We start from the raw sequence: 14,628 nt of genomic DNA on the forward strand, positions 1-14,628 counted from the left end.
TCCCGGCAGGTCACCCACACATCCGGTCCGACCGGCTCCCCGGTCCACTCACCCTGCATGCCGACGAAGTCTGGCCCCGTGCTGTCCCAAGCGAGGCCAGAACGCAAGATTTTCAGTGATCTTCTAGTCGGGAACCGGGCCCAGCCCGAGAACGGCGCGCAGAGCGTTCTCCAGGTCGGTGGCGCGGTCGAAACCGCCGGCATGGCCAGTGAGGAAGGCGAAGGTGTAGCCGGCGGCTCCGGCATAGTTGCCGCCCAGGCCGCCCATCCCGTAGTCGTCACCCTCGACGCCGAAGCCCAGCCCCCAGCTCGCCTGTGCCCCGAAAACCGCGTCCATCCCCGAGCACTGGGCGGTGGTGGCCTCGGCGAGCAGGTCGGCTGACAGCAGCCGCGGCAACGCGGAGTAGAACCCGGCGGCCGCGCGGGCGGTGCCGTGGCCGTTGACAGCGGGGATCTCGGCGGCCCGCCAAGTGGCGGAGTTGACCACAGCCGGGTCCTGGGCACCGAGCGGATTGCCGATCGCCCGGCGGTAGAGGCCGGGTTTGCCGTCCAGCGCGGCGGCCCGGAAGGCTGGGGTCAAGCCGGTCAGCTCGATCGCCCGTTCCTGTTCGGCGGGGCCGAGGCCGATGTGAAAGTCCAGCTCGTGTGGGCCGCAGACCTCCTCGGCGAGAAAGCGGCCAAGCGTCCGCCCGTCGGTGCGCCGGACCAGTTCACCGACCAGGTGCCCGTAGAACAACGCCGACTCGCCGTGCGCGGTGCCCGGCTCCCACGACGGCTCCTGCGCGGCGAGAAGCGCGCACAGCCGGTCCCAGTCGTAGAAGGTCTCGGTGGGCACCGGTTGGTCCAGTGCCACCACGCCGGCCTGGTGCGACAGGACATGTCGTACGGTCGCCGGCGCCGTGAACTCGGGCCAGTAGCGCTGCATCGGGGCGTCCAACTCCAGCACGCCCCGATCCACGAGGAGCAACGCACAGACCGCCGCGAACGGTTTGGTCACGGAGTACGGCATGACGATGCTGTCGCGTGACCAGCCGGGTCCTCCCCACAGGTCGACGATCCATCGGCCGTCCAGCTGGGCGGCGACCGCTGCCCCCGCTCCTCCGGCCTGCCGCTTCAGCACATCGGCGAAAACGTCCCGTACCTGTTCGAAACCCGGTTCCACCGTTCCGCTGATCACGGCGACTCACCCTAGGAGCGGAGGTCAGCCGGAGGCAATCGGGATTCGGTCACGACAGATCGGCGATGCCACGTCCCCCACGCGGATACACACGCAGAGGCCCTCGGGGGCGGCCATCGGCCGAGGGCGACGTCTCCCAGGAGGAGGATGTCCCGACCGCGGAGGATCACCCCAGAGGGGGACATGGAATCAAGGACTGCTTTGACGACCGGGAAGGGGGACCACTTCTACCGTTCGATCCATGATTTTCAACGCGAACTCATTCCGCCGCACGGCAGCCGGGGTTGGTCTTGTCCTCGCCGCCCTCGCATTCCCCGCCGCGGCACAGGCGGCCACGACGCAGACCTCCGCGCCCCAGCTGTACGGCATCTACTCGACGTCGGACGCATGCCTGCGTGCGGCTGCCGAATACACCGCTGCCGGGAAGTCCGCTGTCTGCCGTCCGAGCAGCATCTATGCGAGGCCGCCCCTCTGGATGCTGTACGTCTCGTAGACCGCATCGAGGTAGAGGTAACCGGTGTACGGTTGCCGCCGAGCTGCCGTATGAAACGCAAAAGGCCCTCCCGGATCGACCGGGAGGGCCTCTGTGGTGGAGCCGCCTAAGGGAATCGAACCCTTGACCCCTTCATTACGAGTGAAGTGCTCTGGCCGACTGAGCTAAGGCGGCAGGCCGCGTACGGCTTCGCACAGTCTACAGGGTCGGCCGGGCTCTCGTGCACCGGTCACCGTCCGGTGTGCCGTGTCCGCGCGGCCTGCCGCCGTACGCGGGAGACGGGCCGGCTCGTACGGCGGGCGGGGAAGATCGGCGGGGCCGGGTAAATTCTCCCTCGCCGCCTCGGGATCGTCCCTTTACCGGGAGACGGGACAAGCCCGGCGCAGGTGTCACAGGAGGAGCGCTCCGTCTCTCCCGGCCAGGTCATCCGGCCGGAGGACGCCGCATGACATTCTCCGGAACCGCTCGCGTCCGGTGGCCGCTCCCGCCGGCAGGCGGCATGCTGGTCCTCGTCACGCAGACGACGGCAGGGGAACGACGAGCATGCGACTGGCCGGCCAGACCGCGAAGGTTACACACAGGACGAAGCGGCGAAGCGATGGCCCCGGCCGGCGCCTGGCGGCCGCGGCGGTGATCGCGCTGCTGCCCGTCAGCGCCTGCTCCGCCCGCACCCCGGCCCCGTCGTCCCAGCAGCCCGGTGTGACGAAGGCGCTCCCGGCGATGCGGACGCCCGCGTCGGAGCTGCGCCCCTTCTACGAGCAGCGGCCCGACTGGAGCGACTGCGGCGACGGCTTCCAATGCGCCAGGATCCAGGTCCCTCTCGACTACACCAAGCCCTCCGGCGAGCGCATCGAGCTCAGCGCGATCCGCCTCCCGGCCTCCGGCACGCGGGCCGGCTCGCTGCTCATCAACCCCGGCGGACCGGGCGGATCGGGCATCCAGTACGCGCGGGCCGCCAAGTCCGTGGTCAGTGAGCGGGTGCGCGAGCAGTACGACGTCGTCGGCTTCGATCCGCGCGGCGTCGGCGAGTCGACTCCCGTCCACTGCATGACCGGCACCCAGCTCGACAGGTACGTCGGCATGGACTCCAGCCCGGACAGCCCGGCGGAGGTCACCGAGCTGGACGATGCGTCCAAGCAGTTCGCGGAGCGGTGCGAAGCCCAGTCGGCCCGCCTGCTGCCGCACGTGGGCACGGCCGACGCGGCCAGGGACATGGACGTCCTGCGCGGCGTCCTGGGCGACGCCGGGCTCACCTACCTGGGCAAGTCGTACGGCACCTACCTCGGCGCGATGTACGCCGAGCTGTTCCCCAAGAACGTGCGGGCGCTGGTGCTCGACGGCGCGGTGGACCCGGCCATGTCGGCCATCAAGTCCAACGAGGTGCAGGCCAAGGGCTTCGAGGTGGCGCTGAGGGCGTTCGCCGAAGACTGCTTCCTCGACGGCGCCTGCCCCTTCACGAGCCGTACGGTCGACGGCGCGATGAAGGAGATCAGCGACCTGCTGGCGAGGGCCGACCGGCAGCCGCTGAAGAACGATCTCGGCGACGGCCGGGTCGTCAACGAGGCGTGGACGGTGCTCGGCATCGCCACCCCGCTCTACGAGCGCACCGCGTGGCCCCAGCTGCGGCAGGCCCTGGGCCAGGCCATGACCCACGGCAACGGCACGTCGTTGCTGCGGATGGCCGACCTGCTGGTCGACCGACGGTCCGACGGGACGTACTCGAACCAGACCGAGGCGAACATGGCCGTCAACTGCGTGGACCACCGCTATCCCACGTCGCTCGACGCGTACGGCAAGGCCGCCGACGCGGCCGGGAAGACGGCCCCGCACTTCGGGCCGTTCGTGATGTGGGGTTCGCTGCCCTGCGCGTACTGGCCGGCGAAGTCGGCCGAGGCCGACAAGCCGATCAAGGGCGCGGGCGCGCCGCCCATCCTCGTGGTCGGCACGCTGCGCGACCCCGCCACGCCGTACGAGTGGGCGCAGGGGCTCGCGAAGGAGCTGACCTCGGGCGTCCTGCTGGGCTACGACGGCGACGGCCACACGGCCTACCGCAGCGGCTCGACCTGCGTGGACACCGCGGTCGACGACTACCTGCTCACGCTGCGCGCGCCCAAGAACGGCACGGTCTGCCCGAAGGCGACCTGAGAGGCGGTTACGAACGGGCCGGTACGCGACGCGTGCCGGCCCGTTCGACGACCGTCGCCCCGGTCTCCGACTCCAGCGCCGGGGCGTACCCCGCGGCGCGCAACCGCGCGAGGGTCTCCTCCTCGCCGGCGGCGCTGATCAGCACGGTGGGTGCGATCTTGCGCAGCCCCAGCGCGCGCAGCGCCTGCGCACGGGCGAGTTCCTCGATCAGCGCCTCGTCGTCCGCGCGGAGGCAGCACCCGGACCGCACCACCCGGATCCGGCCGTGCACCCGGGCCGTGTCCTTGACCAGGTATTCGAGGGTCTGCGGCAGCGGCCCCTCCGCGGCCTCGGCGAGCCGCGCGAGCAGGTCGTCGGCCTCGTAGCCCTGGTCGAACGCGCGGCGCACGGTCGCCGCGCTCAGCCGCCAGACCACCGCGTGCCCTTCCGACTCGCGCTCCGCCACGCCGTCCAGCAGTTCGGCGAGGGACGGGTCGGGCATCCCGGGCACCACCGCCGTCAGGTCGGCCTGGAACCGGGCGGTGGCCTGGGCGGGCGGCAGCATGGCCGACAGGGCCGTGGTCAGCGCGGCCTCCGGCGACCGCCACGCCTCACCGCTGACCAGCAGGTCCCGTACGGCGTGCCCGACGGCCGTGAGGGCGCCACCGGCGGTCACGCCGAGCAGTCCGGCCTCGCGCAGGATGGCGCCCGCCTGCTCGGCTCCGAGACGCGCGGCCGAGACATGATGGGGACGATGCCAGGCGGCGCGGAGCATCAGGTAGGGGAGGCCGTCCGGCGGAAGGCCCCTCCCTGGAGGCACCGCGGCGAGGGCTTCGAGCAGGGCGTACCTGAGGCTGACCGCGTGCGGGTCCGAGGGCTCGGTGAGGGCGACGGGCGTCCCGGCCTCCGCGGGCCAGTGGGTGTAGGTCGCGGGCAGGGTCGCCCAGGTGCCGATGATCCTGGCCAGCCGCTCGACGGGCGACCGCTTGAGCCAGGTGTCGTACTCGGTGGTGGGCAGCAGGTTCACCACCGGTTCGGGCAGCCTGCCGCGGTGGCCCTTCGGGCGCGGCACCGGCTCGGCGTACAGGCCGAGCAGCTCCGCCTGCGTGGCCAGGTCGATCCAGAACCTCGCGAGGTCCTCGCCCACGCCGGCGGCCTTGGCGATGCGCCTGGTGTCCCGCACCGCCAGACCGCCGGCCTTGCGCAGGGTGGGTGGCTGATCGACGCACGCCGCGAGCAGACGTTCGATCTGGGAGAGCGCGGAGGTGGCGGCCGCCTGCGCGGTCCCCTCCGCCCCGTCCGCACCGGGCAAGTCGTCCGGGGGCGGCGGCGGATCGGGGGTGAACGGCACGCGTGGCCCGCCGAGGACCGCCGTGGCGACCTCGAACGGCACCTCCGCCACGTCGGGCGGCCCCGCCGGGAGCAGCAGGCCGTGCGCCACCAGCCAGTCGGTGGCCAGGTCGCCGGAACCCCCGGGGCGGACGACGTACCTGACGTTGTGCTGGTAGCCGTACCCGCTGTGGACCTGGTAGGCGTGGGTGCGCAGCCGTGATCCGTGCCCGACGAGGCGGAGCAGCCAGTCCCGTACGGACGCGGGGGCGCCCGCGACCAGGGCCCGCACCCGCTCGGGGTCGCCCAGCAGGCCGAGCACGTTCCGTTCCGCGACCTCCCGCACGCGGGCGTTCGGGAACCCCAGCACTTCGGCGATCGCGTGGACCTCCGGGGGGTTGAAGTGCGCGGCGAGAAGCTCGGCGGCGGGACGCCCGAGCCCCGTCTCGCCGGCGAGGTCCATGTGGACGGCGCCGGGCACGATCACCTGGTCGCCGTGCGGCGGGAGCACCAGCGCCATGCCCGCCAACTGGTCCAGTACGGCGTCGGCGGCCGTACGGCGGCCGAGGCAGGGCCCGGCCAGCAGGTCGAGCACGTCGGCGCGGGGCACGGCGCGGGAGGCCGGATCGTCCCCCTCAAGGTGATAACCCAGCGGCCCGTGCCGCTGCGCCGCCAGCCAGGCGACGGCCGCGAGCGCCTGACGCTGGGGCAGGGTGCAGAACCTGACGAGCGGCACCACCGCCTGCCGCCGGAGCAGCAGCCGGGCCAGGTCCTGCGGCGGGATGTCCTCGTCGACGACGAAGCCCACCCGGGCGAGCAGCAGCCGCCGCTCGTCGGGCGACCTGGTTCTCAACCACGTGGTCAGAAGCCGGGGCGTGCTCACCACGGCACCCTACCCGCGGCCCACCGCCCGCCGGCCCCTTCACCCGGAGGTCCTCAGCCCGCGTGCTCCGCCGCCCAGGCGCAGATGGCGGCCAGCGGTTCGCGCAGCGTACGGCCGAGATCGGTCAGCGCGTACTCGACGTGCTGGGGCGCGGAGTCCTTGACCACCCGGCGTTCGACCATGCCGTCCGCCTCCATGCCGCGCAACGTCTCGGTCAGCACCTTCTGGGTGATGCCCGGCAGGCGGCGGCGCAACTGGCCGGGCCGCTGGGGCCCGGCCAGCAACGCGTAGATCACCAGCACCCGCCACTTCGCCGCGAACCGCTCCAGCGCCTGCCGCGTCGCGCAGGTCTCCTGCAGTACGTCCGGAATCACCGGGTCCATCTCGTCTCCCTGCCCTGTGGGATGGGTACCTCGAAGTGCCTTCTGGCGCCGTGGTTCAGGCACGCCTAGCCTCACGCTCACCGCGAGATCACACACTAGGACGGGGACGCGGGCATGAGCGATATCACGAATCATCCATATACGGCGGCCGGACGGGGCCTGCCCGGCGCGCCGATGACCGCCGTACGGACCGAGCGGGTCACGTTCTCGGCGGGCGGTGTCGATCTCGTCGGGGATCTCCGGCTGCCGGATCTGCCAGGTCCCGCCCCGGCCGTCGCGCTCACCGGGCCCTTCACGGGGGTGAAGGAGCAGGTCACCGGGCTGTACGCGGAGCGTCTCGCACGGGCGGGGCTGGTCACCCTGGCCTTCGACCACCGGGGGTTCGGCGAGAGCGGCGGGCGGCGGGGCCACGAGGACGGCGAGGGCAAGCTCGCCGACCTCCGCGCCGCGGTGAGCCTGCTCGGCGGCCGGCCCGAGGTCGCCCCGGGCCGGATCGGGCTCGTCGGCGTGTGCCTCGGCGGCGGGTACGCGGTGCGGGCCGCCGCCTCCGATCCCCGGGTGCGCGCCGTCGCCGGGATCGCCGGCGCGTACAACAGCCCGGTCTGGTTCGCCGAGCGCATGGGCGTCGACGCCTACAGGGGCGCGCTCGGCGGCTTCCTCGACCGGTACGACGAACTCCTGCCCGCGGTGGCGCCCGGCGACGGCGAGGCCGCCATGCCCGGCGCCGAGCCGTACGCCTACTACGGCACCTCCCGCTCGGCGTCCCCGCACTGGGTGAACGAGGTGACCCGGGGGTCGCTCCACTCGCTGATGACCCTCGACGCGCTCGGGGCCGCCCCCCTTCTCGCCGCCACGCCGCTGCTCGTCGTGCACGGCCGGGCCGACGCCTACTGCGCGCCGGAACTGGCGGCGGAGCTCGTCGACCGGAGCCCGGGCAAGAAGGAGGTGATCTGGCTGGACTGCCGGGAGCACATCGATCTCTACGACGTGGAGCCCTACGTCACCCGGGCCGCCGACGCGGCGGCCGCCTTCCTGCACGACCACCTCTGACCGGGTTTCATTCGGCGTCGCCGGCGGTGGCCGTCCGCGCCTCCCCGTACGTCGCGTCGTGGGCCTTACGGGGGGCGCACACGCTGGCCCGGGAGCAGGAGCAGCGGCGGCCGCCGTCGTTGAGGCGGACGACGACCGAGTCGGAGGGCACGTTGTGCCCGACCACCGTGCCGGGACCCTCGGGGGTGTCCACCGCGAGACCGGCGCGCGGCGCCGAGGCCCGGAACTCCTGGTAGAGCGGGTGCTCGTACTTCAGGCAGCACATCAGCCGGCCACAGGCGCCGGCGATCCTGAGCGGGTTGACCGGCAGGTCCTGGTCCTTGGCCATGCGGACGGAGACCGGCTCGAAGTCCTTGAGGAACGTGGCGCAGCACAGGTCACGGCCGCAGGGACCGATGCCGCCCTGGATCCGGGCCTCGTCGCGCGGGCCGATCTGCCGCAACTCGACCCGCGCCCGCAGGTTGCGGGCGAGGTCGCGCACGAGCGCGCGGAAGTCCACCCGGTGCGGGGCGGAGAAGTACACGGTGTAGACGTTGTCGACGTCCAGGTAGTCGACGCCGATCACCTTCATCGGCAGCTCGTGCCGTTTGATCAGCCGCTTGGAGACGCTGCGGGCCTCCGCCCTGCGGCGGCGGTTGACCTCGTCCCTGGCCAGGTGCTCCTCACCCGCGACGCCCTGGCACACGGGCAGGCCCTCGACGTCCTCGCTCACGTACTGCGGCGCCCACACGCACTCGGCGACCTCCGGACCGGAGTCCGTCGGCACCAGGACCTTGTCGCCCACCTTCGGCGAGTGCGCACCGGGATCGAGGTAGTAGAGCCGTCCGTAGCGCGTGAAGCTCACGGCCATCATCATGCCCAAAGAGCCGGCCCTCCTCGGTTCTGTACGGCGGTCGCACGCCGAGCGCCCGGAACCACCATACGTCCCGTCCGGGACTGGCAATCATCCCCTGTGGACGACTCCGGGCGAGCGGAGGGCGAGAGTCATGGCCTCGACCGCGATCTGCGGGTGGACGTTGGCCGCGAGCCGCTCCCGGCACTTCATGATCGCGTCCGTACGGCGGAGCGTGTCCTCGGGCGAGGACGCCCGCGCGACGGCCTCCACCTCGTGCCTGCGGTCCTCGTTGGCCAGTTCCACCGAGGCGCCGAACTGCACGGCCAGCACGTCGCGGTAGAACGCCATCAGTTCGAGCAGCGCGAGGTCGAGCGAGTCGCGCTTGATGCGGGTCGCCCGTGACTTCTGCATGGTCTCGAGTTCCTTGAGCGCCCCGGCGCCACCCCGCACCAGGCCCTTGTTGAGCCCCTTGCCGGTGGACCCCTCGCCGTAGACCCGGCGCAACTCGGCGGTCTCGACCTCGTTCAGCGCGGTCGTGGCCGCGTCGGCGTCCTCGGTGGAGGTCTTCACCAGGCGCTCGGCGGCGGTGACGCACTCCGCCACGCCCGTCAGCGAGCGGGGGATCGACAGCACCTCGGCGCGGCGGCGCCGCGTCTCCTCGTCCAGGGCGAGGCGGCGGGCCCGGCCGACGTCCCCCTGCGCCGCCCGCGCGGCGTCGATGGCCACGTCGTGGGGCACTCCGTCACGGGTCGCCAGCACGTTCGCCACGGCCTCGGTGGAGGGCGTGCCGAGCGTCACGACCCGGCAGCGCGACCGGATCGTGATGATCATGTCGTCCGCGGACGGCGCGCACAGCAGCCACACCGTCCGCGGCGGCGGCTCCTCGATCGCCTTGAGCAGCGCGTTGGCCGCCTGCTCGGTGACCCGGTCGGCGTCCTCGAACAATACGACCCGCCAGCGGCCGAGCGTGGGCGCCCCCGCCGCCTTGAGCACGAGCTCACGCGTCTGCCGCACGCCGTACGACAGGCCCTCCGGCCGTACGAACGTGACGTCGGGGTGCGAGCCGACCTCGACCTGGTGGCAGGCGTCGCAGTGGCCGCAGCCCTGCTCGGGGCAGAGCAGCGCGGCGGCGAACGCCTTGGCGGCGGTGGACCGCCCGGAGCCGGGCGGGCCGGTGAACAGCCACGCGTGGGTCATGCCCGCGCCGCGGCCCCCGGCGACGGCCTCGGCGGCGGCGGAGGCGGCCCGCCGCAGCACGCCGATCGCCCGGTCCTGCCCGATCAGATCCCCGTAGACGGTCATTCGTTATCCGAAGTCACGGATGGCGGGCATCGTGCCGGTGGCCTCCTCGGCCTCGTACGGCACCGGATCAGGCAGGATGTCCCGCACCCGGTCCTGGATCAGGAGCGTCACCTCCCGCTGCTCCAGCGTGCCGTCCACCAGGAGATACCGGTCGGGGTCGGCGGCGGCCAGCGCGCGGAACTCCCGGCGCACCCGCTCGTGGAACTCCAGCGGCTCGGCCTCGATGCGGTCGGCCGGCGAGGCCATCCGCCGCAGCCCGACCGACGGCGGCACGTCGATGAGCACGGTGAGATCGGGGACGAGCCCGCCCGTCGCCCACTTGTTGATCTTCGCGACGTCCTCGGGGTCGAGCGACCGCCCCGCACCCTGGTAGGCCAGGGAGGAGTCCACGTACCTGTCGGTGATCACCGTCGAGCCCCGCCGGAGCGCGGGCACGATCACCTTCTCCACGTGCTCGGCCCGGTCGGCGGCGTACAGCATCGCCTCGGCGCGGGCGGAGAGTCCCTGGTGGGCGGCGTCGAGCAGGATCGCCCGCAGCCGCATGCCGACCTTGGTCGAGCCCGGCTCGCGGGTCTGCACGACGTCGAAACCCTGGTCGCGCAGCCAGATGGCGAGCAGCCGCGACTGGGTCGTCTTGCCCGAGCCCTCGCCGCCCTCGAACGCGATGAACAGCCCGCGTGCGGGCTCGGCCTCGTCGGGGACGAACCGCCGTCCCCGGAGGGCCGCCAGCAGGTCGGCCCCGATCGGCACGCCCGGCCGGTCGTCCATGTGGCGCAGCGCCAGCACGCCGACGGCCACGGCCAGCAGCGCGCCGAGGAGCAGCACGAGGTTGGCCCCGTCGAAGCGGTAGGTCAGCTCGGAGATCCGCAGGTAGTGCCGGCCGAAGAGCGCGGCCAGCGCCGAGGCCACCGCGACGACCAGCAGCAGTACGACCCGGCCCAGCGACTGCAGGAAGGCGAACGTACGGCCGCGCAGCCCGTCCTCGACCTCCAGGCCGATCGTGGTGTAACCGATGATCCAGGCGATGCCGGCGAAGGCGCCCAGCACGACCGTCAGCACCACGACGACGACCAGGTTCTGGATGAGCGCGACGGCGGCCAGCGTGACCCCCGCGCACAGGATCGACAGCCCGAACATCCGCCGCCGCGACAGGCCGCCCAGCAGGCGGGGGCCGAAGAACATGCCGAACGCCATGCCGAGGAAGACGGCGCAGAACACCGTGCCGTACCCCGCGTCGCCGCCACCCATCACCTGCACGTACGCCTTGGCGACGCCGATGACCGCGCCCCCGGCGGCGAACGCGCCGAGCATGCCGATGATCAGCCCCCGCACCACCCGGTTGCCGCCGACGTACCGCCAGCCCTCGGTGATCTGCCTGAGCACCGACGGCGCGGCCACGTGGCGGACGTGGTCCTTGGGGATGGCCCGCAGAGTGAAGATCATCACGGCGGAGGCGAGGTAGGCGAGCGCGTTGAGATAGAGCGCCACGCTGGTCGCCGCGACCGTGAACGCCGGTACGGCCGCCGAGATCGTGGTGATGACCCCCGACAGGACCGCGAACAGGGCCGCGGCCACAGGAGCGGTGCCGTACGTCACGAGGAGGTTGAGCTGGTTGGCCTCCTCCAGCCGCTCCTTGGGCACCAGGTTGGGCACGGTCGCGTCCTTGGCCGGCACCCAGAACAGGTTCACGCACTCGACCAGGAGCGTCGCGACGAGCAGCCACTGGTAGCCGCCGATCAGCGGGATCGACAGCACCACCGCGAACCTGAGGACGTCGGCGACGACCATCGTCAGCCTGCGGTCGAACCGGTCGGCCACCGCTCCCGCGAGCGGGCCGAGCAGGATCGCGGGCAGCATCTTGGCGACGAAGACGCCGCCGATGGCGAGGCTCTGCGTCTGGAAGCCGGACGGCGCGGTGAGGTTACCGGCGAGGGCGGTCAGCGCGATGATGTTGAGCCAGTCGCCGAGGCTGCACGTCGCCATGGCGGTCCAGAGCCTGCGGAACGGCGCGTTCGCCAGCACGTGCGGCTGCTTGCGTCGCGCGGCGGCCCGGGCAGGAGTGCTCATGATGTCAGCGTATCCAGGGTGTTCGCTGGGCTGGGAGACGGACGAGCGGGCCGCTCGGGCCTGCTCGTCGCCTGAGGGTATTACGTCCGCCTCGTCCTCGCTCTCATGATGACGGCAATGCTCTACGCCGATTCCCGCCGCCCGCCCGGCGAGACGGCTCAGGCGCGCAGCTCGATGAGAGTGATCTCGGGTGGGGCGCCCACCCGGACGGGCGGGCCCCAGAAGCCCGCGCCCCGGGTGACGTAGATCTGGGTGTCGCCGCCGCCCTGGCGCGGCACGCTCGCGAGCCCCGCCACCACGGGCTGCTGCAACGGCACGAGCAGGTTGAACGGCGCCATCTGGCCGCCGTGGGTGTGCCCCGAAAGCTGGAGGTCGACGCCGTGCGCGGCAGCCTGCGCCACCTGGACGGGCTGGTGGGCGAGGAGCACGACGGGCCGGTCCGCGTCGCGGCCCCCGAGCGCCCTGCCCATGTCCGGGCCGTCGCCCGAGAGCGCGCCGTTGAGGTCGTTGACGCCCGCGAGGTCGAGCACGGCTCCCCCGTGCGTGATCTCGACCCGCTCGTTGCGCAGCGGCCGGACGCCGAGGGAGCGCAGCTCCTCGATCCACTCCTGGGGGCCCTCGGCCGTGTAGTACTCGTGGTTGCCGGTCACGAAGTACGCGCCGTACCGGGATTCGAGGGACTTGAGCGGGGCGGCGAGACGGCCGAGCTCGGCCACCGTGCCGTCGACCAGGTCGCCCACGATCGTCACCACGTCGGCCCCCAGGCCGTTGATCATGCGGACGATCCGCTCGGTGTGGCCCCGGCCGGTGAGCGGCCCGAGGTGGATGTCGCTGACGGCCGCGATGCGCAGCCCGCTCATCCGCGGATCGAGCCGCGGCAGGCGGACCGGCACCCGCTCGATCACCGGATCGCCGAGAGCCCGGGTCACGCCGTAGCCCACGGTCGCGAGCGCTCCCGCCGCCACGACGGCGGAGGCCGTACGCGAGATGAACAGCCGCCGGTCGATCGCCGGCGCGTCCGCTCCGGGTCCTCCCCCGGCCGGTCGGCCCCCGGAAGCGGCCACCGGAGTCGCGGAGTCCGGCGCGGCCGGCCCCGCGACCGCGGCGGACTCCCCGGCCGCCGTACGGGCGAGGACCGACGCGTCCTCGGCGTCGTCCACCGCACTGTCCACCAGGGCCGCGCCCGGGGTGGTGCGGCGGCCCCTAGCCAGGGCGAACGCCGCGATCGCCCGGGGCACCTCCGCGACCAGGCCGAACACGAACAGGTAGAACATCAGGGCCAGCCACAGGTAGCCGGGCCAGGCGACGACGCGCACGACCTCCACGCCGGAGAGCCGGCTCCCCGCCATGGTCACCACCATCAGGGCGGCCAGGACCACGAGCGTCCACGTCAGCACCCGGCGGAGGCGCGAACCCGGCGTCGTCGACGCCCGGACCAGCCGCCGCCACAGATAGACGTGCACGACGGCCACCGCCGTCAGGATCATGACCAGGAACCCCACGAGATCTCTCCTCGACCGGCTGACGATCAGGGGCCGGCTGACGACGATGCTACGAGGAGCCACCGGCGGCCGCGTTCCCGGGAGCCGTGGCGAGAACGATCACCGGCAGGCCCGTCCGGTGAAAGTTTCACCTCCGAGTCGGCCCGATGCCGCGCCACCATCGGCGATCTTTGCCCCTGACCAGGAGCAAGCGGACGATCGCGGCAGAAACGTCCCTCAGACGTGGCCCCGGTGAGTCCCCCGGGTGCCGACACCGACCGAACGACAACGAGGTGACACATGAGAAGTCCCCGCTATCTGGCCTGGCTGGCCGCAGGGGCGGCGGTCGCCGCGGCGATCGCGCTCTCCGGCGTGCCCGCCGGAGCGGTGGCCGCCACGCCCACCCCCAGCCCGAGGCCGTCCGCGGCCCCGTCGCCGAGCGCCGAACCCGGCGCGCCGACGACACCGTCCAACGTGCAGCTGTGCCCGCCGCCGGTGCCGACCGGCTCCACCCAGGGGTACGTCGGCCTGTGCTGGAGCGCGTCCACCGACGACGTCGGCGTCACCGGCTACGAGGTCTACCGGCTCACGGCCGACGGCTTCGTCAAGGCGGCGTCGACCACCAGCACCCTCACCGTGTTGAGCGGGCTGGTCTACGGCAAGGTCTACACCTTCTACATCGTGGCCAAGGACGCCGACGGCCACACGAGCCCGCCGACGGCGCTGATCAACACGCGGGCCGTGTCCGGCATGGTGGTCAGCCCGAGCCCGATCCCCGGAGACAGCACCCCGCCGAGCAAGCCGACCGGGCTGCACGACGGCTGCGTGTACGACTTCCCCGGCACGGCGTTCTGCTGGACGGCCTCGACCGACGACGTCGGCGTCACCGGCTACGCCGTCTACCGGCTCACCTCGACCGGCTGGCTGCTGGTCGGAACCCGGACCTCGCCCTACTTCATGGAGGGCAACCTCACGACGTACGCCAGGTACACCTACATCGTGGTGGCCAGGGACGCGGCCGGCAACGTCAGCGTGCCGTCCGACCCGATCACCACCACCGCCCTGCCGGGGTTCCCCACGCCGAGCCCCTCCGTAAGCCCCACGCCGACGCCGAAGTCCACACCCACTCCCAACTGCAAGGTCGCCTACACCCAGTCGACCTGGTGGACGGGCTTCTCCGCCAGCGTGTCGATCACGAACACGGGCAGCACGCCGATCTCGGGCTGGACGCTGCGGTTCGCCTTCCCGTCGGCGGGCGAGCGGATCACGCAGGGATGGTCGGCCGACTGGAACCAGGGACCGGATAACACCGTCACCGCTTCCAACATGGCCTGGAACGCCAACATCGCTCCCGGCGCGTCCGTGAGCATCGGTTTCAACGCCTCGCACACCGGCGTCTCCGACGCGCCGAGCACTTTCTCGCTCAACGGCGCGCCCTGCGCCGTGGCCTGACCGCTCCCGGGCGCGACCCGCGCCCGGATCCGACGCTGCACCCCGGTGGCGGC

At 72.5% G+C, this 14,628-nt stretch carries 11 protein-coding genes and 1 tRNA gene; 4 read left to right on the forward strand and 8 right to left on the reverse strand.

The genetic code is table 11. The features are described 5' to 3' along the window. Positions 1-123: 123 nt before the first annotated feature. Entirely contained in the window at positions 124-1,176 is a 1,053-nt protein-coding gene (locus HHX33_RS32415; protein WP_220502447.1) for a serine hydrolase domain-containing protein, read from the reverse strand. Between the two features lie 241 nt (positions 1,177-1,417). On the opposite strand from HHX33_RS32415, the gene HHX33_RS32420 reads away from it, so the two are divergent. Continuing rightward, positions 1,418-1,669: a hypothetical protein gene (locus HHX33_RS32420; protein ID WP_182877910.1), complete on the forward strand. Its 252-nt coding sequence runs from the start codon at positions 1,418-1,420 to the stop codon at positions 1,667-1,669. A gap of 97 nt (positions 1,670-1,766) precedes the next feature. Here the strand turns inward: HHX33_RS32420 and HHX33_RS32425 are convergent. Then, positions 1,767-1,843, reverse strand: a tRNA-Thr gene (locus HHX33_RS32425). 369 nt (positions 1,844-2,212) lie between these two features. On the opposite strand from HHX33_RS32425, the gene HHX33_RS32430 reads away from it, so the two are divergent. Next, on the forward strand, positions 2,213-3,814 hold the full coding sequence (locus HHX33_RS32430; RefSeq protein ID WP_182877911.1) for an alpha/beta hydrolase: 1,602 nt from the start codon (positions 2,213-2,215) through the stop codon (positions 3,812-3,814). A gap of 7 nt (positions 3,815-3,821) precedes the next feature. Here the strand turns inward: HHX33_RS32430 and HHX33_RS37550 are convergent, their stop codons facing one another. Next, a complete protein-coding gene (locus HHX33_RS37550; RefSeq protein WP_182877912.1) occupies positions 3,822-6,005 on the reverse strand; it encodes a helicase-associated domain-containing protein in 2,184 nt (727 codons plus the stop codon). Between the two features lie 53 nt (positions 6,006-6,058). Continuing rightward, on the reverse strand, positions 6,059-6,388 hold the full coding sequence (locus tag HHX33_RS32440) for a winged helix-turn-helix transcriptional regulator (protein WP_182877913.1): 330 nt from the start codon (positions 6,386-6,388) through the stop codon (positions 6,059-6,061). Positions 6,389-6,502: 114 nt separating this feature from the next. Between HHX33_RS32440 and HHX33_RS32445 the strand changes: the two genes are divergently transcribed. Then, complete coding sequence (locus tag HHX33_RS32445) at positions 6,503-7,438, forward strand: alpha/beta hydrolase (protein WP_220502448.1); 936 nt, start codon at positions 6,503-6,505, stop codon at positions 7,436-7,438. 7 nt (positions 7,439-7,445) lie between these two features. Here the strand turns inward: HHX33_RS32445 and HHX33_RS32450 are convergent, their stop codons facing one another. The 4 genes from HHX33_RS32450 to HHX33_RS32465 all read right to left on the reverse strand — a co-directional run bounded on the left by HHX33_RS32450 (position 7,446) and on the right by HHX33_RS32465 (position 13,144). Continuing rightward, positions 7,446-8,294, reverse strand: a complete 849-nt coding sequence (locus HHX33_RS32450; protein ID WP_111697829.1) for a PSP1 domain-containing protein — start codon at positions 8,292-8,294, stop codon at positions 7,446-7,448. A gap of 87 nt (positions 8,295-8,381) precedes the next feature. Continuing rightward, positions 8,382-9,575 carry a DNA polymerase III subunit delta' gene (locus HHX33_RS32455; protein ID WP_182877914.1) on the reverse strand — a complete coding sequence of 398 codons (1,194 nt, stop codon included), beginning with the start codon at positions 9,573-9,575 and terminating at the stop codon, positions 8,382-8,384. 3 nt (positions 9,576-9,578) lie between these two features. Next, positions 9,579-11,642, reverse strand: coding sequence for a dTMP kinase (tmk, locus tag HHX33_RS32460; RefSeq protein ID WP_182877915.1), 2,064 nt, complete (start codon positions 11,640-11,642; stop codon positions 9,579-9,581). A 158-nt stretch (positions 11,643-11,800) separates the two neighbouring features. Continuing rightward, the gene (locus tag HHX33_RS32465; protein WP_310741620.1) at positions 11,801-13,144 is read right to left on the reverse strand and encodes a metallophosphoesterase; all 1,344 of its coding nucleotides are present in this window, start codon (positions 13,142-13,144) and stop codon (positions 11,801-11,803) included. 279 nt (positions 13,145-13,423) lie between these two features. Between HHX33_RS32465 and HHX33_RS32470 the strand changes: the two genes are divergently transcribed. Continuing rightward, complete coding sequence (locus HHX33_RS32470) at positions 13,424-14,575, forward strand: cellulose binding domain-containing protein (protein WP_182877916.1); 1,152 nt, start codon at positions 13,424-13,426, stop codon at positions 14,573-14,575. The last annotated feature ends 53 nt before the right edge of the window (positions 14,576-14,628 follow it).

The organism is Microbispora sp. H10670, from assembly GCF_014161385.1.
Taxonomy (GTDB): domain Bacteria; phylum Actinomycetota; class Actinomycetes; order Streptosporangiales; family Streptosporangiaceae; genus Microbispora; species Microbispora triticiradicis.